The organism is Halalkalibacter akibai JCM 9157 (assembly GCF_000513135.1).
In the GTDB taxonomy this organism is placed as follows: Bacteria; Bacillota; Bacilli; order Bacillales; family Bacillaceae_D; genus Halalkalibacter; species Halalkalibacter akibai.
Genome location: NZ_BAUV01000011.1, coordinates 51192 through 71894, shown reverse-complemented (window position 1 = coordinate 71894; position 20703 = coordinate 51192). Strand labels below are relative to the sequence as shown.

Genomic DNA, 20703 nt, shown 5'->3' with positions numbered 1-20703 from the left:
GAGTCTCTCATGTTTTTTGGTAGTCATGTAAGTATTCGTAACGGTTATTTGCAGGCAGCTAAAACTGCTTTAGATTTAGGTGCTAACGCATTTCAGTATTTCCCCAAAAATCCTCGAAGTATTGGGGTAAAAAATTTTGATCTAGAAGATGCTAAGGACTGCGCTACTTTTTGTTCTGAACATAATATCGCTTCCGTTGCTCATAGCCCCTATCCAACTAAACTTATTCCAGATAATAAAGATCTTGAACAGCAAATCATTTACTCACTTCAGAATGATCTAGAAATTGTTGAGGCCTGTGGCTCCATTGGTGTTGTCGTTCATTTTGGCACGACAACAAAAACTGATCCACTTGAAGGTTATAAGAAAATGATTGATGTATTAAACCAGGTTTTAACCAACTGGAGTGGAACAGCGAAAATTTTACTTGAGAACAACGCTGGTGCTGGTAGTGATATGGGAATTACACTCGAAGAAATGGTCCAAGTTCGTTCCTTAACTGATTTTCCAGATCAAATAGGCTTTTGCTTCGATACCTGTCATGCTTTTGCAAGTGGGATCTGGACCGGGGAAAATTGGTCTTTGTTAGAAAAAAAAGCTATAGAGTTGAATTATTTTAATGAATTGAAAGCAGTTCATTTTAATAATTCCAAGTACTCAACTGGGCAAAGAAAAGACCGTCATGCTAATTTAATAGACGGTCATATCACACCATCTCAATTACAAGAAGTGTTGAGTACTTCATCTTTATCCGAAATTCCTTTTATATTAGAAACACCAAAAGACGAATCTACGAACATCGCGAGGAAATTATGCTTATGAAAACATGGACACATCAATAATTCAAGAGTGTATAAGTTGCTCTAACCGACCAACCCATAGTAAAATAACTTTATCTTAGTACTAAGATAAATTCTTCATTTTGAGGTGTATGTAATGAAGCAAACAGTGTTATTAACTGGTGCAAGTAGTGGCATTGGCTATGAAATGGCTAAAATTTTTGCCGCAAACCATTATCATTTAATTTTAATCGCAAGAAACAAACTTAAACTTGAAGAAATTAAACAGGAACTCAACAATCCTCAAATTGAGATAACCGTAATCGTAAAAGACCTTTCTGTTCCTGGAGCTGCCAACGAAGTTTATAAGGAAATCAAGCAATTAAATAAACACGTAGACATTCTAGTCAACAACGCAGGCTACGGAATGACTGGTCCTTTCTTTGAATTAGATTTGAATAAACAAATGAACATGATTCAATTAAACATAATAGCGTTAACCGAACTCACCCATTTATTTGTTCAAGACATGATTAAAAATAACTTTGGCCGAATTATTAATGTCGGTTCTGTTGCATCGTTTGTTGCTACGCCTACAATGAGTGTTTACGCTGCTACAAAAGCGTTTGTTCTTTCCTTTTCAGAGTCATTACATAGTGAATTAAAACAAAAAGGCGATATCGCAGTAACTGCTCTTTGTCCGGGACCAACCAAAACAAATTTTGCTACTGTTGCAAATGTAGGCCATTTAGAAGAAATATTTAATGTTCATGGTACAACCGCACAAGAAGTTGCCTTATCTGGATATAATGCAATGAAAAAAGAACTCCCTGTCGTTGTTCCAGGTTGGAAGTTCCGCAGTATGGTTGGCCTAACACGATTACTTCCAAGACAGTTACTTCAGAAGATTCTAAGTAAGACCAACAAATAAAGGGTGGGATTGCTTAAATGAACTCTAGATATCAAGTCATGGTAGAGCTTTATGAAGGATTTCTCCTGTATGCTAGAAATTGGTCGAATGAATGGAATATGTCAAATCAAATAGGTCTTTCTCCCTCTCACATACTAATACTTGAACTATTAGAAAATCAGTCACTTCGTCCATCAAGCTTAGCTGCTTGCCTACACATTACAACAGGAGGGATAACCGGACTTACTAACAAACTTGTTAAAGATGGGTTAGTTGATCGAAAACCTCTAATAGAAGACCGGCGAGCGATCGGGTTATATATTACTTCAGCAGGAAAAGCAATGCTTAAGAAAGCAAGAGAACAAAAGTACCAACAAATGCAAAAAATGTTTGGTGTTTTAACCGATTCAGAGCTTATTCAATTAAAACAAATGATATTAAAATTAAATCGTGCAGATTAAACTAGGAGGAAGCTAGTGCAAACTAAAACCGCATTACTAATTGGCGCAACTGGTTTAATTGGTAGTGATTTACTAAATTTATTGTTAGAGAGTCCAAGGTATGTAAAAGTAGTAGTACTTGTACGTAGACCTTTAGATATTAAACACGAAAAATTAGATGAGAGAATTATTGACTTTAATAATCTTGAAAATGAACAAATCAATTTCCAAATAGACGATGTTTATAGTTGTTTGGGAACAACAATTAAAAGAGCCAAATCGAAGGATCTTATGAGAAAAGTCGATGTTGAGTATCCTCTTATACTAGCCAATCTCACTAAAAAACTGGGTGCTAAACACTTTTTACTCGTAAGTGCACTTGGTGCAAACGCTAAATCAACGATTTTTTACTCACGAATTAAGGGTGAATTAGAAGAGGAATTACAGAAAATTGGATTTCAAACAGTCTCTATTTTTCGCCCTTCCCTATTACTAGGAAATAGACAAGAATTTAGATTAGGTGAGAAAACAGCTGAACTCACGTTTTTCCTACTACCTTTTCTTTTCAAGGGTCCACTGAAACGATATAAAGCCATTCACAGCCAAACAGTCGCAATGGCTATGTTAAAAGTCTCAGAAAAATCACAACAAGGAACCTTTATTTATTCGTCTGTTGATATGGAAACATTAAAACAATCTGTATTATAGCTTTTGTAAGTAAAGAAAAGGACTCTTTACGTTTTAATAAAGTAGTAACTAATGCATAAGGCACTTATGAAATCATTAGACATTTCATAGACTGGACACTGGAAGAAATAAGATCCTTCATCGTACCGATGAAGGATCTTTCTTTTTATCTTGAATAATTTTAAGTTTTTAACAAGAATAACTATCAGCCCACTGGACCAACACTCCAGATTTTAAACTTAATTGCGATTACCACGTTCTTGTGATGCTCCTTGTCCTTTTCCATTTCCAGAGTTGCCTTTCTTTTCAGCAGGCTGCTTTTTCTTCTCAGCTTGTTCTTTTCCTTTGTTTAAAGGTTTCCCCTGCTGTCCCTCAGTTGGCTTCCCCTTATCCTTACCATTAACTGCTTTGTTCTTTTCCTTATTTGAACTCTTTTCATTTGACTGGCTTGCTTTTTCCTTGTTTACCTTTTTCTCCGATGGATTTGATTCCTTTTTCGGATTTGGCTTTGCATTCGGCTTTGGAGTTGAACCTTGCTTCTGCTTTGCTTCTTTACGCTGTTGATTTTCCATTTGCTTTAATTCAGCAAGACTTTTGCCTTTTACGTCATTTTTCTTTTTAACAATTCCTTTTTCTTGTAACCCTTTTATCTCTTTATAGAGGTTCACTGAAAGATTATGTTGTTTTGCTTCATCGTAAAGTTCTTTATCTTCTTGAGTAATACTCACCTCTGAGTCAATCTGGTGTTCTTCCAGAACAAGGTGAATCGTTTCCTCTACGATCGACATCACTTCTAATGATTCCTCTTGTAAAGGAACGACGGATGTTGAAATCAAAGGCTCGTCAACTAAGATATAGCCTTTTATAATAGTTTCATCTAGTATTCGATCCATTACATCTTTTAAATCTCCTTCAACTAGCAACGAGGAAAGTATTTCTACTCCGTCATCATTTAAGCCCTCAGCTCGTATCACTTGATACTGCTCATCGACCGCTAACTCTAGACTCGGGTTAATATCAATAGTTACAACAAAAGCTTCCTCGGCCTTTCCTCCAAATGGGAAAGCAAACGAAGCAAGAATAAGTAACCAAATCGCAGCTGCCACTGTACCGTATTGGAACAAACGTCGAGGTATAAATTTCTTTTTTTCAACATGAACATAACTTTCCCCTATTAATGGACGTTCTGCTGATTTAGGCAAAGCTACATTTTTGAACGTTCCCTCTTCTGTTAGTAGAACAACGTGCGCTTCTGTAACTTTTAGAACAGTCCCTTCAATTCTACCCTTATTCATCTACTTCCCTCCTTTTTAATGAATTGTGAAAGTTGCTCCCACTGTGGATTCTGATAAAGCACAACCAATGTAATTAAATACTTCCGATGGCGCTCTAACATTTTTTTCTTATACTCGTATTTTTTTGCAATCATAGATATGGGCAACTTCTTTTTCTTTCTTAATGTTTCAACACACTCAACATCGTTAGCTATAACAGATGCTAATACAAATAATGTGTCCCTTGTATCACTATGCTTTGGAGAATAATGTTCGAGCTCTTCAAAGGTAATTTGAAATTCTCTTAATGCTGCATCGAATTCTAAAATTTCTTCCACTAGTTCAGAAGTTTGAACTTGTTTTTCAAATTGCTCAATTGACTGTTCATGTTCATTTATTAAAAGAGACGTATCATTGTCATTAGTTAAGTCAAGTGAGCTGTGAGTTTCTTTTTTTTCTTTACGATAATAATCAATCAAATCTCTATTAATTAGTAAGTACACGTAATTTAGAAATTGACGACCTGCTGATGGATCAAATGTATCAATCGCTTTATTAAATGCGAGCAAAGCGATACTAGCCTCTTCCTCACTCCACGAAACATACTTATGGGTGATCTGACCTGCAACATTTATAATATACGGCTTATAATGAGTAATTAAGCGTTCACGTGCCAATTCGTCGCCTGTTTTTACTCGCTTTAACATTACACTTAAATCATCTGGTTTCATTGTGCTGACACCTACTCTAGTGACCTTTTCTTTGATTTATCTACGATAGCACGTTTAAGAACTTTAGAGAATAGGTAACAACTGTCAACAGTTGTTACCCATCTTCTAAATCTCTTTGCTGGTCAAGTAAGAGTTTATCTTTTACTACTCATGAGATTTTCCTTTTTTGCCTTGGTTTCTTTCCTTTGCTTGTTCAGCTTTACCCTTACCTTTTCCATTTGATTTTTCAGCTTTTTTTAGATTCTTCTCAGCTTTCTTTAAAGCTTTTTCCTGTACTTTAACAGCTTTTTCTGGCTTTGCTGACTTCGGAGCATTTGCGGCTTCAACGATTGTCTCAACCTCTTCTTCTTTTACTTCTTCTTCATTTGTTTCTTCAACTTTTAAAGCTTTGCGTTCTGCTTTTCTATCTTTTGCTTCTTGTCGTTTAGCTTGTGCTCTTTCTTGATTAGCTAATGCTTTTTCAATTCCTGCAAGTGCAGTAGCTGGCAGTGTTCCTTCACTTAATAACTTTTCTAAATTAACTCCACGCATAGATGTTTTTTCTGGTAATTGTTCTAAAACTTCCTCATATACAGTAAGTTCTTCTGGATCTTTCACAGCATTAGGTGTCTCAAGTATCTCTTGAACTACGGCTACATCTTCATTATATTTATTGAGCATGTTAGTAGCTTGTTCATATTCACCAGCATTTAGAAGAGCTTGCAGTTTTTCATTAGATTGCGAGATGAATTTTACCAATAATAGCATTTTATTTGATTCATCTTCTGTTAGATCAATAGCAACTTCTTGAAAAATATCGACAAACCCTATTAAATCGGAATCAACTTCTAGACCTTCCTCACCTTTACTTTCAGTTGTGTAAACATAGATTGGAGCTTCTTCAATTTCTTGAACTATATTCTCTTCAGCGAATGCAGATTGTGCTACTAGCAGTGTTCCTATCAATATAAGCGATATTTTTTTCATTGTTAAACCCTCTCTCAATATAATGTAATATTTTTTCTGAATTCCTCTATCTTCTCATAGTTTGCTAAATAGTCATGATCTGGTGTAAAAAATGCTAGAACTAGTGTTTCCTCTCCAGTTTGTTGAACATAAATATCTGAACGGGTATGTTCGGTTTGCTCCATTCTGAAAGAAAGTCTTTCAGGTGTTTCTTCAATAATTTGAACATAATCACTTGTTAGATCTAGCTCTTTCTTTATTTCTTCTAATGACTTTATGTTTGGAATTATGGAGACAATTGCCCTAATTTCATCTTGCTTAAATGTGACATTAAATGGTTCAGTTGAAACCTCTGAATCCAACATCCAATTGCTTGATTCAAGAATCTGAATGCCCGCTTTTTCGTTTTCGTACATGACAACTTTCTCGATATGCTCAGCTTGTGTTGATTCACATGCTGAAACAATCAGTAACAGCGTCATAAACATGACTAATCGGATTTTTGTCATTGGTGGCCACCTCGCTTGTCATACAAAATGTAAGTAAAAAAACCGACTCCCTAATCTATACGAATGCCTATCTTTTTTTAAGGGGGTCAAACAATTTTTAAAAAGAAACAATGTAACCTATTGAAGTCAACCTACTCAAAAGTTCTTATTTTACAACAGGAAAGAGGTTGCCCCCATAGGTCTTTTTGACCTTTTAGGACAACCTCTTAATCATCATTCAATCTTACTTAACTTTAAAGATAGTCATTGTTTTACTTTAAACTCCTTTATAAGCCGCGCGATACACTTCAGCTAACTCAGTCACCAATGGTAGCTTCGGATTCGCCGTTGTACATTGATCTTCAAATGCTTTTTCAGCTAGATAATTCACTTTGCTTTCAAAGACTTTTTCATCAACCCCGTTATCTTTAATGCTCATTGGAATATCCATTTCTTTGGCTAACTTGATAATCGCTTGAACGAGACTCTCAACACCTTGTTCTGTTGTTGCAGCTGGTAACCCTAATACTCTAGCAATTTCTGCGTAACGTTTGTCTGCAACAAAATGTTTATATTTAGGGAATGCGGCAAACTTCGTTGGTTTTAGAGCATTATATCGAATAACATGTGGCATTAGAATCGTGTTTGAACGACCATGGGCAATGTGGAATTCAGCTCCTAGTTTATGTGCTAAACTATGATTAATACCAAGGAACGCATTCGCAAACGCCATGCCGGCAATTGTAGAAGCATTATGCATTTTTTCACGTGCTTCCTCGTCATTACCGTTGCGGTAAGCACGAGGTAAATATTCAAATACGAGTTGAATAGCTTTCATTGCAAGTCCGTCCGTATAATCATTTGCCATAATAGATACATAGGCTTCAATTGCATGTGTTAACACGTCCATACCAGTATCAGCTGTTACGTGAGGTGGAACAGTCATGACAAATTGTGGATCAATGATTGCCACATCTGGTGTTAATTCATAATCAGCAAGCGGATATTTGATGTTCTGTTTTTTATCTGTAATAACAGAGAAAGACGTTACTTCAGATCCAGTTCCAGATGTTGTTGGAATAGCCACGAATTGAGCTAGTGTTCCAAGTGTCGGATATTTGAACACTCTTTTTCGAATGTCTAAAAATTTCTGTTTTACCCCAGTGAAACTTGTGTCTGGATGCTCGTAAAATAACCACATTCCCTTCGCTGCATCCATCGCAGACCCTCCGCCTAATGCGATGATGCAATCAGGCTGAAAGCTTCTCATCATCTCGGCGCCTTTTTCTACTGTTTCAATAGATGGATCTGGCTCTACATCAGAGAAAATCTCGCAATGAACATAATCTGGACGTTGTCTTAAATAGTGCAAGACTTTATCAACATATCCAAGTTTCACCATCCCAGGGTCTGTTACAATGAATGCTTTTGTGATGTTGGGCATCTTAGCTAAATATTGAGTTGAATTTTTCTCAAAGTAAATTTTGGGTGGAATTTTAAACCATTGCATATTCACATTTCTCCGCGCGATTTTTTTGACATTTGTTAAATGAACGGTTCCTACATTTGTTGATACAGAGTTTTTCCCGTAAGAACCACAACCAAGTGTTAAAGATGGCAGGAAAGCATTGTAAATATCACCGATTGCGCCTTGAGAAGATGGTGCATTCGCAATGATCCTGCACGCTTTCATACGTAACCCGTATTGTTTAATTACAGCTTCATCATTAGAATGAATGACAGCTGAGTGACCTAGGCCACCAAATTCCAGCATTTCTTCGGCACGAGTGATTCCTTCTTCTGTTGTGCGTACGCGGTAGCAAGCAAGTACTGGGCTTAATTTTTCTCGAGAAAGTGGATATTTAGGTCCTACTCCTTTTAATTCGGCGATTAAGATTTTTGTATCCTCTGGAACTGTGACCCCTGCCAAATTGGCAATAAAGTAAGCTGATTTACCAACGATATCTGCGTTAACAGCACAAGTATTTTCATTAATGACTAGCTTCTCTACTTTAGCCTTTTCTTCTTCATTTAAGAAATAACATTTATTATTAATGAGCTCTTGCTTCACTTCATTATAGATAGCTTGATCAATTATTACAGCTTGCTCAGAAGCACAAATCATACCATTATCAAATGTTTTAGATAAAATTAAGTCGTTAACTGCACGTTTTACTTCAGCTGTTTTTTCAATGTAGCAAGGAACATTCCCTGGACCTACACCAAGAGCTGGTTTACCAGTGCTATAAGCCGATTTCACCATTCCAGCACCACCTGTTGCAAGAACCAGTGCGACTCCTTCTGAGTTCATTAACGCTTTCGTTGCTTCTATAGATGGCTGTTCAACCCATTGAATACAATGTTCGGGTGCGCCAGCCAAAATGGCCGCATCACGTAGTACACGCGCTGCTTCGCTACTACACTTCTGAGCTGATGGATGGAAAGCAAATATAATTGGATTACGCGTTTTAATCGCGATTAGGGCTTTAAACATGGTTGTTGATGTTGGATTGGTAACAGGAGTAACACCAGCAATCACTCCAACTGGTTCAGCAATTTCAATTACACCATCATATTCATTTTCGTTGATAATCCCAACCGTTTTATCGTATTTGATATTATGGTAGACATACTCTGTTGAAAACAAATTCTTTATAACCTTATCTTCAAACACTCCACGGTTCGTTTCTTCAACAGCAAGCTTCGCTAGTTCCATATGATTTTCAAGTCCCGCTAAAGCCATTTTCTCTACGATCTCATCAATCTGAATCTGATCAAACTGTGCAAATTCACGTAACGCTTTTTGACCATTTGTTACTAATTGATCAACCGTTTTTAACACTTCTGCTTTTTCAACCAATTGTTTTTGATCAACAACCATTTTAAATCCCCCTATATGTGAATGTTTTCACAAGTTATTGTTTTTAAAAAAGCTATGCACAAACTGGATTTCTAGGAATTTTTGTAACTGAAATATCATCTATCATGCGCGTTCCTTTTTGAATAATGCAGACGAAATTAACCGTCCAAACATAAGCAGGAATTTTTTCGTCACCTTGAAACATCATAGCTTCGAATTCATCATTTACTAACTCTTCAAAATCAGCTTGTGTATAAAGTTCAGTATCCGTTGAAAAATCTCTCCACTCGCAAAGCATCATGTTGGTATCCTCCTTCTTACTTGTTTCTATCTCACAAGTTGATTGTAACTCCATTGTTTTCCAAAAAATGTGATTTTCATCACTTTTTTAAAACTTTTCAAAAATATATTTTTAAGGAATTATCAGGAGCAAAATAAAAACCCTAGATGTGTTAAAAACATCTAGGGTTAGGATATCTAAACTAAAAGTTGCGGAGTTTGCTTTGTTTCAATCATTAGTTCCTGTTGTCTTAACTTCAGTTTAAATAAAGTTAAAGGATCAATATAAATCTCAGGATTAGCTCGTAGCTTTTTCAATGATTCTTTTGTTGTTACAATTTCAAGTTCTGCTTCTCTTATTGCTTCATTTATTGCTGTAAATGGACTTCTAAAGGAAAGAGAAATATCACGTTGGAGTCCTTTTTCAAACATATCAAATTGCATCATGAATTGATTCGTAATTGTGTCTGTTACTTGTTCATAATTTTCATTTTCAATAAATTTTTTATACAAATTTGCAAGCAGCGTTTTATTTGTCGGAAACACGCCAAAAAATTTACCAGAACTTTTTAGAAGTAACTGTGATGGTGTTAATCGCAATAGAACATTGATATCATCAAGATAAACTCCGTTCGTCATACGGTCAATATCACGATACCAATCATCTAACACTCTAAAATCACAGTTAAATTTGAATCGTTCTTCCCGGTAATAGGCATTGAATCCTTCACACATCTCTTTTAAGTAGGATTGAGTTTGAATAAATTCAACGTTTGATTTTTCTAACCATTGCTGAATGGAATCGGAAAATGCAGGCAATAAATTGCTCTGAATGTATTGTTGAATTTTCTTATTCATCTCTTTATTGAGCTCTAGATGAAGTTTCTTAAAATCACTTGTTTCATCAACTAGATTAGCACACTCCCGAAGTAACTCTGGAACAGCTGCTTTTAATTGATTTTTAGTGTCTACTTTTATTTTTTGATAAGCATTTTTGATTACAGCTACTTTTTCTTTCTCTAGATCTTCTAGTTGGTGAATAGCTCCATTTAACTTCAATACGGCTTCTTCATTCCAATGAACTGAATCAATTAGTTCATTTTCTAAATCTACTCGCTTTTTGAGTAAGTAAGTAATCGTTTTTCGAATGAAGTGTAACAATTTTGCATTTGTTGACTTCCTTTGTTTAGGCAAAGCCTCTTTTATCATCTCAACCAACTTGTACTGATGCTTATTTACGAGCGAAGAATAAGCTAATACTTTTGCATTCGGGAAAACACTTTGAACCCGAGCACTCGTGTCCTCAATAACCCTTTTTGCTTCTTGTTCGTTTAGAACATCTATTTTATTTAAAATAAAATGGATAGGTAGGCTAGGTGCATGTTGACTGATGTTTAATAGAACCTGTCTTTCCTCATCTGTAAAAGGGGTATTCGCGTTTAGTACATAGAGCAAACAATCTGCTAAATGAAGCATATGAGATTCTTTGCCTTCACTATCTCCGTTATAAATTGGTGTATGAATAATCGCTACATTATTTTGCTTTAGAAATGGAGAAGGTAATCGAACATCAACAAGATGAGGTTGCCTGCGAATGGTCGTTATTTCTTTGAATTCTTCTAAAGTTACATCGGTTGCTATCTGTGATTCAGTTATTTTTCTAATTTCTAATTCTTGTTGATTTTGAAACACAATCGTTGAATACGAAGATTCTAAAATCGTTTCTCCAAATAAAGAATTAATAAAGGCTGTTTTTCCATTTCCTGAACTTCCTGCAATCAAAAGATTATGACTGTCCCCATCTAATAACTGCTCCACACTCCAATTCAAGTAATTACTTACTTCTACATCATGTTCATTTGCCCACTTACAAATCGCTTCGAATAATTGCAAACTATGTTGCATTAAATTGGATTCAGCGCTTAGATCTGATTTTACTTTGATTGCATGATCTACCACTGCTTCAATAAAGCTTTCAGGGAATGTCTCCTCCCATGCAAGAACAGCAGCGGCTGTAGCCTCTGGTTGATGGCTAATTTTCAACCAATTTTCTAGTAAATTGGGAACAACATCTCTGATCTCATTGATATAGAATGAACCATCAATTAAAGAAAAATAAGATTGTTCGTATTTCTTCGATAAATCAATCCATAAATTCGACTGATAGACTTCAGTCGATTTGAATAGCTCATTAAACTGCTTAAGCCACTCAAAATAGAAAGGACCATTTTGATAACTATTCCAAAACGCAAGAACCATTTGCTCGAATCTCACTTGATCAACATCTGCTAGTTTTTGAAGAATCGGTAGAAAATAATCAGGAGATGTCGTTTTTGTCATTTTTTGTTTAACATATTCATGCAATGTTTGGAACCATTCAATTGACTCAGTGCGTAACGTTTCATTTACTGTTAATTCAATTAAACTACTATAATCTTTGTATTCTTCAAAAAAGGACCTGGCTATAGTAGTGACATTCGGATAATCTGGATTCAAATCTACGGTTCTTTTGATAATATTAGCCGATTGTTCCAATTGTTCCATATCCATGTAAAGTGAAAAAAGCTGAAGCAATACTTCTGTGTTTAACGTTAAATGATCTGATTCAACAGATTGATACAATTCTTCAGCCTCTGCTAACATATTTAATTCATAATAGGCATCTGCCATATTTTTTTGTGCCCATGGCTTAAGATCATTATGAATGTTTTCCCATTTAAAGATCGCTGCCTCGTAGTCTTTTAGTTGATAGTACAACTCTCCTTGTGAAAAGCGAATCTGTGATAAATCTGGTAATTCATTTTTCAACTCTTCTAATGCAGAGTTAGCTAATTTAAGGATTGCACCTTCTTTTTTCTCTTGGTTTTCAATGAATTGTTTATAATAGGTTTTTTGAATTAATTTATTTTCTAGTGTCATAGTCATTTCCTTCCCCGAAGTTATACGGATTTACCCGAAAAACCTTAAAGCACATTCAATTCATTTCTCAATAATGAATATATTAAGATGAATCTTGCTTTATCACGATATTGTAACAAATTTTTTTTGATGGAAAGTTTCAGTCATATTTCATTTTAACTACAATCTAGATTGTCTTTTATTCATTTTTACATAACTTCTTTCTTGACATTTCTTAAAGCCATATTACTTGAATACTAGATCTATCGGGTTTTCCTGTCTCTTCTAGTTCGAACTTTCTACTATGTTATACCAAATAACGACAGTATAATAGGAAAAACAGTAAAAAACCACAAGGGATTTAAAATCCCTTGTGGTTTAACTATTTGATTAAGCTACCTTATCGACTTCTTCATCAAGCTGGAAGTCAGATTCAGCACGGTTTAATTTTAACTTATATGCAAACAGTCCAAGAATGATAACTGTTCCAATTGACGCTGCAAGATAAGCTGTTGACATTGCCAAACCGAAGCCAATCGGTGCACTAAAGATAAATGTCAGTGATACCATCGTCATAAATGTTGCAGGTACTAAAGCGACCCAGTGAAACTTCTTTTGAATAGCTAGATACATAGCTCCAACAAATAATGCAATTGCACTAAGTGCTGCATTCGTTACACCGAAATATCTCCATAGTAGAGTGAAATCCATTGTCGTTAAGATGAATGAAATAACGAATAATGGTAAAGCAATCCATAATCGGCTAGCAATTTTCATTTGTGGTACTTTAATGTAGTCAGCAATAATCATACGCGCTGAACGGAAAGCTGTGTCACCAGAAGTAATTGGTAAAACAATAACTCCAAGTACCGCCAATGTTCCGCCAAGCGCCCCAAGTAATGTGAATGATACTTCACTTACAACAAGACCTGCCCCACCAGTAGCAATTAATTCACTTAAATCCTGTCCGTAGAACAAGCTCATCGCTGCTGCCGCCCAAATCATGGCAATAATCCCTTCAACAATCATCATCCCGTAAAAAACTTTACGTCCATTTTGCTCGTTTTGTAATGTACGTGAGATAATTGGAGACTGTGTTGCATGGAAACCCGAAACAGCTCCACAAGCAATTGTAATAAATAAGATTGGGAAAATAGCCGTTCCAGCAGGATGCATATTTTCAAGAGTTAATTCAGGGATTGGTGCTCCTGTTACAATTAACATACCTCCAATACCAACTGCACTAATTAATAGAAGCGCACCAAGGATTGGGTAAACTTTACCGATGATTTTATCAACTGGTAACATTGTAGCAAAGATATAGTAAATAAAGATTGCTGCAGTAATAACACCTAATGCAACCCAACCATTCATTAAGTTGTAAAGAAGGCCAGCTGGCGCCGTTACGAAAACGGTTCCAACAAGAAGTAAAAGTAAAACAGCAACAAAGTTTACAAAATGCTTCATGAATGTTCCTAAGAACTTTCCTGCTAATTGTGGCAAGTGAGCTCCTTTATTACGAATGGAAATCATCCCTGTTAAATAATCATGTACTGCCCCTGCAAAAATACAACCAACTACGATCCAGATAAAGCAACAGGCCCGTAAAGAGCACCCATGATTGGACCGAAAATAGGTCCAACACCAGCAATATTCAACAATTGAATGAGGGAATTTCGATTTGTCCCCATTGGGATATAATCGACTCCGTCTTTCATGCTGTATGCAGGAGTTGGTCTAGCATCCTTTACTCCGAACATTTTCTCAATAAATTTCCCATACGTGAAGTAAGCTATAATTAAAAGTGCAATAGATCCTAAAAATGTTATCAAGTTAAACACCTCTTTCAATTTATGAATACGCTTTCATTATATGGCCCACAATCTCGTTTGTGTCGAAATTGTGATAACATGTCTGTATAGAAGGTTAAGATGTATAAATGAGAGTTTCAAACGCAAGATTTTACAGCTCTAAACGCTCTCTCAATGCCTTAACATAATTTCTACTCACTGGTATTTCTTGCTTTTGTCCCGTAACCTTAAGTTGATAAGCACCATTAAACCAAGGTATAAGCTGCTCCACTTTATCAAGATTTACCAAGTAACTTTTGTGCGTTCGAAAAAAAGGATACCCTTTTAATTTTTCTTCTAAATCTTTTATTGGTGTCTTTGTACTAAAAGTACGATGATTCGTTGAGATTCTCGTATCCCTAGCTTCTCGAAAGACAAAAGTGATATCATTCGGTAAAAGGTAAACAATACGCCCTTCATCCTCCACAGCTAAACGAGCCACTTTTGATGGTTGAATCGGAGTTTCTACTTTCTCATTTAAAGAAAGACGTTCTCTGATGCGAGCGATGGTTTCCCCGATCTGTTCCTCAGCAAACGGCTTCACTAAATAATCTAATGCCTGCACACGGAAAGCTTTAGCTGCATAATTGGGATAGGCCGTTGCAAATATAATTAACGGTACTTTTTTTAAACTTTGTAATGCTGTTGCCAAATCAAGCCCCGACATTTGTGGCATTTCGATATCAACAAAAATCACATCTGGTTCATGTTTAATAACTAACTCTAATCCTTTTTCACCTGAATCCGCTTCTGCTACAATGTCAATTTCATTATGTTGCTGCAGCAAAAAGGTTAACTCATCACGACTAAAAGGTTCATCGTCAATGATTACAGTTCTTATTGAGTGGTTCATGTTCTCCCCCTAATACATTGGTATTTTGAATGTGATAGTCGTGCCCACACCTTCTTTGCTCTCCACTTGCAAAGCAGATTCGGCTCCGTGCATCATCTCTAAACGACGATTTACATTATATAAGCCAATCCCTGTTCCTTTAACTGACTCTACGTATTCTTTTCCAACCTTCTCAAGGCGGTCCTGACTCATTCCTTTTCCATTATCTTTAACTTTGATCATAACAAATTCGTCTAGCTTTTTTATTTGGATCAAAATCTCACTATTATTTTTCAATTGTTTAATGCCATGTTTCATCGCATTCTCAACGATAGGTTGTAGAGTCATAGGTGGTATTTTCACAGAAAATGCCACTTCTTCCACGTCATATCTAACTGTTAATTTATCGGTAAATCTCGTTTCTTCAATTTCAAGATACGATTTAACATGTTTTAGTTCTTCTTCGAGCGTTGTTTCTGTTGCTGTTGTTCCATTTAAGTTTTGTCTAAAGAAATGAGAAAGTGCAATTAATAATTTTCTGGCTTTTAATGGATCTGTTCTAACTAGAGCAACAATTGTATTTAAAGCATTAAAAAGAAAATGAGGGTTCACTTGAGCTTGCAATGCTTTAATTTCAGCTTGCTTGGCTAGTTCAAGATGGCGATCTACTTCTGAGAGCTCTAATTGGTGACTTAATAAAGTTGATAAACCTTTGCTTAATTCAATCGTTGTCGGCGAAGGACCTTTTTCAGACTGAAAATAAAATTTCAATGTTCCAATTGTTTCATCCTTGATTTTCAATGGCGCGATAATAGCTGAATGAAGGTTACAGTTTTCCACCCCACAATGAATTTCTTCAGATCCAACAATCACAAGCTTTCCTTCTCTTAGTACACGTTTCGTCGCAACCGTTTTAATTTCTTCATTTGCCTGATGATGTTCTTTATCCAATCCAACAAAAGCTATGACTTTCTCTTTGTCTGTAATGGAAACCGCATCTACTTGTACTTCATTTAATAAAATATTACAAGTTGGAAGGGCCGATTGAGGATTTAGACCTTTCCGCAAATATTTAAGCGTTAAATCAGCTAACTTCAAAGCTTTTTGTGCTTGAAGAGAACCCATTTTTTCTTCTTCGTTAATAACATTACGAATAATTAAAATAAACATCGCTGCCCCTATTCCATTGGCAACAATCATAGGTATACCAATCGCTTCAACTAGTCTTAAAGACTGATCGAATGGTCTTGCAACAAGTAAAATGACTCCCATTTGAACAGCTTCGGCGAGCATTCCAACAATTAAAGCTGTCTGGAGGGAGATGATCCGATTATTTTTATTTTTCTTATAAAAGTACCCTGCAATCGCTCCAGCAATAATGGTTGATAAGCCACAAGCAAAACCAGTAAATCCTCCAAGTAGGTACCGGTGAACCCCTGCAATTAATCCTGCTCCAACCCCGACTTTCCAGCCTCCTAAAAGGCCTGCCACTACTACGCCTATAACCCTCGAATTCGCAATCGCCTCCCCTTCCCCTAGTTCTATAGCCCAGCGGAGGTAAGTCGCATGTTCTGGATTTACAGTTAGTCCAGTGTATGTACCAATAATGCCAAAAAAGCCAAACATCATGACAACGCTTACTTGATTTTGAGGAGAGATTTCTCTTTTCTCTATCAAATGTCTAATGAATTTAAAACGGGTCATAACAAAAGCTACGGTTACAATGATGCCTAACCTTTCAAGCATAACTAATATTAATTCCCACAAAAGATCATCCCTCCTATTCTTCTCCTCCAACAACTTAAGGTAAAATTCCCTCTCACCCTTAAGTTGGAGTTCTATTTATTAACCTCTATGATAACTATACCAGAAAATGAGCCATTCCCTTGCATCCATACATTAGTAAAGTCGCTTTGTATAAGACTCATTTAAATTCTTAGTAATTTCTTCTGTTGTTAAACCCGGTATCTTTGCGTGCGCCTTCAGTATTTCAGCTACTGGTGGCAATGTTTCCTTTTCGGGCCATTCATGTACATCCCATAATTTAGAGCGCTTAAATGCTTTGGCACAGTGAATGAAGCATTCTTCCACCTCTACTGCTATGGCAATAAGTGGCTGTTTTCCTTTAATAGACATTTGCGCCAGTAAGTGCTTATCCTTGATTAAACTAGCTTTTCCATTCACCCTCAATGTCTCACCTAAACCTGGAATGATAAAGATAAGACCTACTTTTGGGTTCGCTAATATATTTCTCATCGTGTCCATTTTTTTGTTACCTGGACGCTCTGGAATCAATAGGAATCTTTCAGTTAAGATTTTGACGAACCCAGGATAATCCCCACGTGGCGAAACATCACTACCCTGCTTATTCCCAGTCGCCATAAATAAGATCGGTGAGCGCGAAATAAAATCCTTACAATGGTCATCAAGGAAGTCAATCGTTTTATTTCGAACGAGCTCGCTAGGCTGTCCCAATAAATTTTGTAATTCCTCTTCCGTTTCAATTTTATCGTTAAAAGGCTTCATTTTACCCATCCTCTCTTAATCCGAACCATGCTTCTTGTAATTTCAAAATACCTTTATTTATTTTTTCGTTTTCAATATTACCAAAGCCAATCATAATTAGTTTCTGATGAACCTTCCTAGGGTCAGACCAATATAAATGGGTCGGATAAACCTTGACCCCATTTTCTGCAGCTTTATCAATTAGTTGCTGTTCTGTATCATTTGAATGTACTTCTAATAATAGATGTAGCCCAGAATCACTTCCTACTATTTTTACAGATTCCCCTAAGTGCTCTTCGATAGAGTGAATAAGCAAATCGTGTTTTTTTTGATAAAGTGTTTTCATTCTTCTAACATGCCTCTCCCAATCTCCTTCTTTCATAAAGAGAGACATTGTATTTTGAATGACTCTTGGGACTGTTTGATTCAAAGTCTGAAGCTTTTCTAACATTCTTGGAGGTAAAACAGCGAAACTTATCCGTAAAGAAGGCAGGAGCATTTTTGAAAAGGTTCCTAAATAAATGATTTCGTCGCTTAATGACCTAAGCGCTGGAATCGGTTTCCCTCTGTACCGATATTCACCGTCGTAATCATCCTCAATCACAATCCCCCCTGTCTCATTTGCCCATTGGATAAGCTCTAATCGCTTTTTAATTGGCATGATCATTCCACAAGGAAATTGATGCGATGGAGTTGTATAAACGATTTTTGCTTGTGTTTGATTTAATTCCTTTACATTTAAGCCATCATGCTCAAGAGAAATAGGTTGAATGCTAAAGTGATGACTCTTGAACATTAACCTTGCTTCATTATAACCCGGTTCTTCAAAAGCTACTTGTTGATTGCTCGCTAATATACTCTGACATAAAAGACTAATAGATTGCTGAGTTCCAGATGTTATATATATTTGTCCGGCAGTTGAGTTAATCCCTCTAGCTTGAAGAAGATAGTTTGCTATTTCTTCCCTAAGTGACTGTTCTCCTTGCGCTTCTCCATATGCCTGTGTAGCACCCATTTCCATTTCATATGCTAAATTAGACCACTTTTTCCATTGCTTCATCGGAAAAGCACTTCTCTCAATGCTTCCATAATGAAAATCATAAGGAAGCTGAGTTTGCACATTTATTGATGGGTTGAATCTGAATTTGTTTTCCTCTTTGGTTTGAATAGTTTTAAACAAACTTGGACCTACCTGCGAAACAAAATAACCTTTCTTTGGTTGGCTCTCAATATACCCTTCTGCTAGAAGTTGCTGATATGCAGCTTCTACCGTATTTTTACTTACATGTAAGTGAGTAGATAATCCTCTAATAGAAGGAAGCTTTTCTGTTGCTGATAGTCTCCCTTCAACTATTTCTTTTTTCATATATTGATAAAGTTGAAGATAATAAGGACTTCTTCCTTCTTCGAAAACCGGACTACATATAAACAATAGGTTCTCCTTTCAAACTGTCCCCATTAAAAAAATGAAAACTGTCACTTTTTAACTGGTTAAATACAACATAAACTTAGCATATTCAGTCAACTGTGAACAAGATAAAAATGAGGTGGAGAAATGAGAAGAAGTATGATGGCTTGTCATGATCAAGAGAGAATTAATCAATTTTTAACTTTGACTCGCATTGGTTTTTTAGGTTTTTCAAATGAAGCATACGTAGTTCCGTTAAATTACATTTGGTATGAGGGGACGCTTTATTTTCATTGCGCTAACGAAGGTAGAAAAATAGAGTTAATAAACGAGCATCCGAGTATTTGCTTTACCGTGTGTGAAGAATACGGAACGTTAGTAGATCCACAACCAGCCAATACAGATACTAGTTTCTTTAGTGTGATGATTTTTGGTGAAGCGAAGGAAGTAAACAATTTAAAAGAAGCAACTAAAGCTTTACAGGTCATGCTTGAAAAATATGTTCCAGGTTACTACCCAACTCCCTTAGCTGAAAAATATGTAGAACGATACCGTTCTTCCCTAGGAAGTCCGGTTGTTTTGTATAAAGTGAGTCCAACAAAACTAACTGCCAAGGAAAATGCTCAGAATGAAGAAAAAGCCTATTATCACGGAAGAACACAAGGTCAAGATCTGAAAAAATCTAGGTAGATGCATCAAAAAAGGAGGTCGCTTACTGAGTGACCTCAGCAACGATCTCCTTTTTTCTGATTTCTCTTTCTTTTACTGACATTCTAGGACATGTATAACATTTTCCTTTTGATCCTTCTGTCTGATAATACAAACAACAAGTTGCCTTCATTCGCTGCATCTGTCCCGGAACGGATGGATTTTCAATTTCTTTTAATGGGAAGTCTAACCGATTTTTCAAACTATTAAAAAGATCATGACTAGCTTGCTTAGTTAGCCAGTGAAAATCATCGTTTATCGCTTGCCTTTCATCCGCTGTTTCTGCTAATTGGATCGCAATTGTTTTTCCGTATTCCAGTCCATTCAAAAGTTGTCCCCATAATTCTCTTGGGCGGATTTGAACTTGATCTGAGATACAGTCTAATAAAGGAGTAACCGTTGACGTGAACAATAAAGAAATTTCCTGTCTTCTCCACTCCCTACTCTCCATCTTTCCAATCATTACTATGTAACCTTAGCGCTATTGTATTAATTTTATAAGTTTCGTTCCGATACAACTGTGCAGAAATAGTTTCAAGTGATATAGGAACTACAACTTTTTTTAAAGCTAACATCGCTAGAAATGAAGAAACTGTCAATCCAAACATACTGAAAAAGTATGTTGCTGGGACTTGTGGTTCTTTTGCTTTAATTTGTTTAGCATACTCATGTAAGAACTGCTGAGATTTATCTGCATGAAAAAAAGTTATTAATTTAATTTCTTTGTAGACATGTTCTTTATCTATACTCGAAAGGTTAAAATGTCGCTCCAATAAATCTTCATATGATGGTCTATCCACTTTTATACGTCCTCCTAAAGAAGGCAAAACAGTCAAATTATAATCTGACAATTATGCTCAAAAGTTATTCCATCCCCACTAATAATGATAATCTTTATCAAGTATAAACTTTTCTGATTATAACTTCAACGTTTTTGAACCAAATTTTTAAGTTGACTTCTTTCCTCTAAAGGTAGGAAAAGTCTGTTTGTCTCCGCGCAATACAGGTGGATTAACGGAATGGAAGAAAACTACCCTTCTAACACATAATCATCCCGAAATCAGCCTTATAAAAAATAAGCAATCACCTATAAAATAGGTGATTAAATC

Annotated in this window: 18 protein-coding genes and 1 pseudogene; 5 read left to right on the top strand and 14 right to left on the bottom strand. The window is 36.0% G+C overall.

The annotated features are described in order from the left end of the window. Window positions 1-9 precede the first annotated feature (9 nt). The 4 genes from JCM9157_RS08730 (at window position 10) to JCM9157_RS08715 (ending at window position 2837) form a co-directional block, all read left to right on the top strand. Entirely contained in the window at window positions 10-822 is an 813-nt protein-coding gene (locus JCM9157_RS08730; protein WP_235714868.1) for a deoxyribonuclease IV, read from the top strand. Between the two features lie 114 nt (window positions 823-936). Beyond that, window positions 937-1710: an SDR family NAD(P)-dependent oxidoreductase gene (locus JCM9157_RS08725; RefSeq protein WP_035663939.1), complete on the top strand. Its 774-nt coding sequence runs from the start codon at window positions 937-939 to the stop codon at window positions 1708-1710. 17 nt (window positions 1711-1727) lie between these two features. Further along, window positions 1728-2150 carry a MarR family winged helix-turn-helix transcriptional regulator gene (locus JCM9157_RS08720; protein WP_035663938.1) on the top strand — a complete coding sequence of 141 codons (423 nt, stop codon included), beginning with the start codon at window positions 1728-1730 and terminating at the stop codon, window positions 2148-2150. A gap of 15 nt (window positions 2151-2165) precedes the next feature. Further along, the gene (locus JCM9157_RS08715; RefSeq protein WP_035663936.1) at window positions 2166-2837 is read left to right on the top strand and encodes an oxidoreductase; all 672 of its coding nucleotides are present in this window, start codon (window positions 2166-2168) and stop codon (window positions 2835-2837) included. Window positions 2838-3055: 218 nt separating this feature from the next. Here the strand turns inward: JCM9157_RS08715 and JCM9157_RS08710 are convergent, their stop codons facing one another. From JCM9157_RS08710 to pdxR, 12 genes and pseudogenes are all read right to left on the bottom strand, one after another. Beyond that, complete coding sequence (locus JCM9157_RS08710) at window positions 3056-4111, bottom strand: anti-sigma-I factor RsgI family protein (protein WP_035663934.1); 1056 nt, start codon at window positions 4109-4111, stop codon at window positions 3056-3058. Continuing rightward, window positions 4108-4821, bottom strand: a complete 714-nt coding sequence (locus JCM9157_RS08705; protein WP_035663932.1) for a sigma-70 family RNA polymerase sigma factor — start codon at window positions 4819-4821, stop codon at window positions 4108-4110. The genes JCM9157_RS08710 and JCM9157_RS08705 overlap by 4 nt, the downstream gene beginning before the upstream one ends. A 144-nt stretch (window positions 4822-4965) precedes the next feature. After that, window positions 4966-5787, bottom strand: a complete 822-nt coding sequence (locus JCM9157_RS08700) for a DUF5667 domain-containing protein (protein WP_035663929.1) — start codon at window positions 5785-5787, stop codon at window positions 4966-4968. A 14-nt stretch (window positions 5788-5801) separates the two neighbouring features. Beyond that, entirely contained in the window at window positions 5802-6275 is a 474-nt protein-coding gene (locus tag JCM9157_RS08695; RefSeq protein WP_035663927.1) for a hypothetical protein, read from the bottom strand. Between the two features lie 256 nt (window positions 6276-6531). Then, the gene (gene adhE, locus JCM9157_RS08690; RefSeq protein WP_035663924.1) at window positions 6532-9135 is read right to left on the bottom strand and encodes a bifunctional acetaldehyde-CoA/alcohol dehydrogenase; all 2604 of its coding nucleotides are present in this window, start codon (window positions 9133-9135) and stop codon (window positions 6532-6534) included. A 52-nt stretch (window positions 9136-9187) separates the two neighbouring features. Continuing rightward, the gene (locus JCM9157_RS08685) at window positions 9188-9415 is read right to left on the bottom strand and encodes a hypothetical protein (protein ID WP_035663923.1); all 228 of its coding nucleotides are present in this window, start codon (window positions 9413-9415) and stop codon (window positions 9188-9190) included. A 176-nt stretch (window positions 9416-9591) separates the two neighbouring features. Then, a complete protein-coding gene (locus JCM9157_RS08680) occupies window positions 9592-12318 on the bottom strand; it encodes a GTP-binding protein (RefSeq protein WP_148296838.1) in 2727 nt (908 codons plus the stop codon). Window positions 12319-12681: 363 nt separating this feature from the next. After that, window positions 12682-14123 (bottom strand): annotated as a pseudogene (locus JCM9157_RS08675) (carbon starvation CstA family protein). Between the two features lie 130 nt (window positions 14124-14253). After that, complete coding sequence (locus JCM9157_RS08670; RefSeq protein WP_035663919.1) at window positions 14254-14994, bottom strand: LytR/AlgR family response regulator transcription factor; 741 nt, start codon at window positions 14992-14994, stop codon at window positions 14254-14256. A 9-nt stretch (window positions 14995-15003) separates the two neighbouring features. Beyond that, entirely contained in the window at window positions 15004-16740 is a 1737-nt protein-coding gene (locus tag JCM9157_RS08665; protein ID WP_035663918.1) for a sensor histidine kinase, read from the bottom strand. A 132-nt stretch (window positions 16741-16872) separates the two neighbouring features. Beyond that, the gene (locus JCM9157_RS08660) at window positions 16873-17508 is read right to left on the bottom strand and encodes a pyridoxamine 5'-phosphate oxidase family protein (protein WP_035663916.1); all 636 of its coding nucleotides are present in this window, start codon (window positions 17506-17508) and stop codon (window positions 16873-16875) included. Beyond that, window positions 17501-18910, bottom strand: a complete 1410-nt coding sequence (gene pdxR / locus JCM9157_RS08655; protein WP_052013032.1) for a MocR-like pyridoxine biosynthesis transcription factor PdxR — start codon at window positions 18908-18910, stop codon at window positions 17501-17503. Before pdxR ends, JCM9157_RS08660 begins: the two co-directional genes overlap by 8 nt. Window positions 18911-19033: 123 nt before the next feature. Here pdxR and JCM9157_RS08650 point away from each other — a divergent pair, with 123 nt between their 5' ends. Beyond that, on the top strand, window positions 19034-19576 hold the full coding sequence (locus tag JCM9157_RS08650; protein ID WP_035663914.1) for a pyridoxamine 5'-phosphate oxidase family protein: 543 nt from the start codon (window positions 19034-19036) through the stop codon (window positions 19574-19576). 22 nt (window positions 19577-19598) lie between these two features. Here the strand turns inward: JCM9157_RS08650 and JCM9157_RS08645 are convergent, their stop codons facing one another. Then, complete coding sequence (locus JCM9157_RS08645; protein WP_035663912.1) at window positions 19599-20057, bottom strand: (2Fe-2S)-binding protein; 459 nt, start codon at window positions 20055-20057, stop codon at window positions 19599-19601. Further along, complete coding sequence (locus JCM9157_RS08640; protein ID WP_035663911.1) at window positions 20035-20394, bottom strand: hypothetical protein; 360 nt, start codon at window positions 20392-20394, stop codon at window positions 20035-20037. The genes JCM9157_RS08645 and JCM9157_RS08640 overlap by 23 nt, the downstream gene beginning before the upstream one ends. Window positions 20395-20703: the final 309 nt, after the last annotated feature.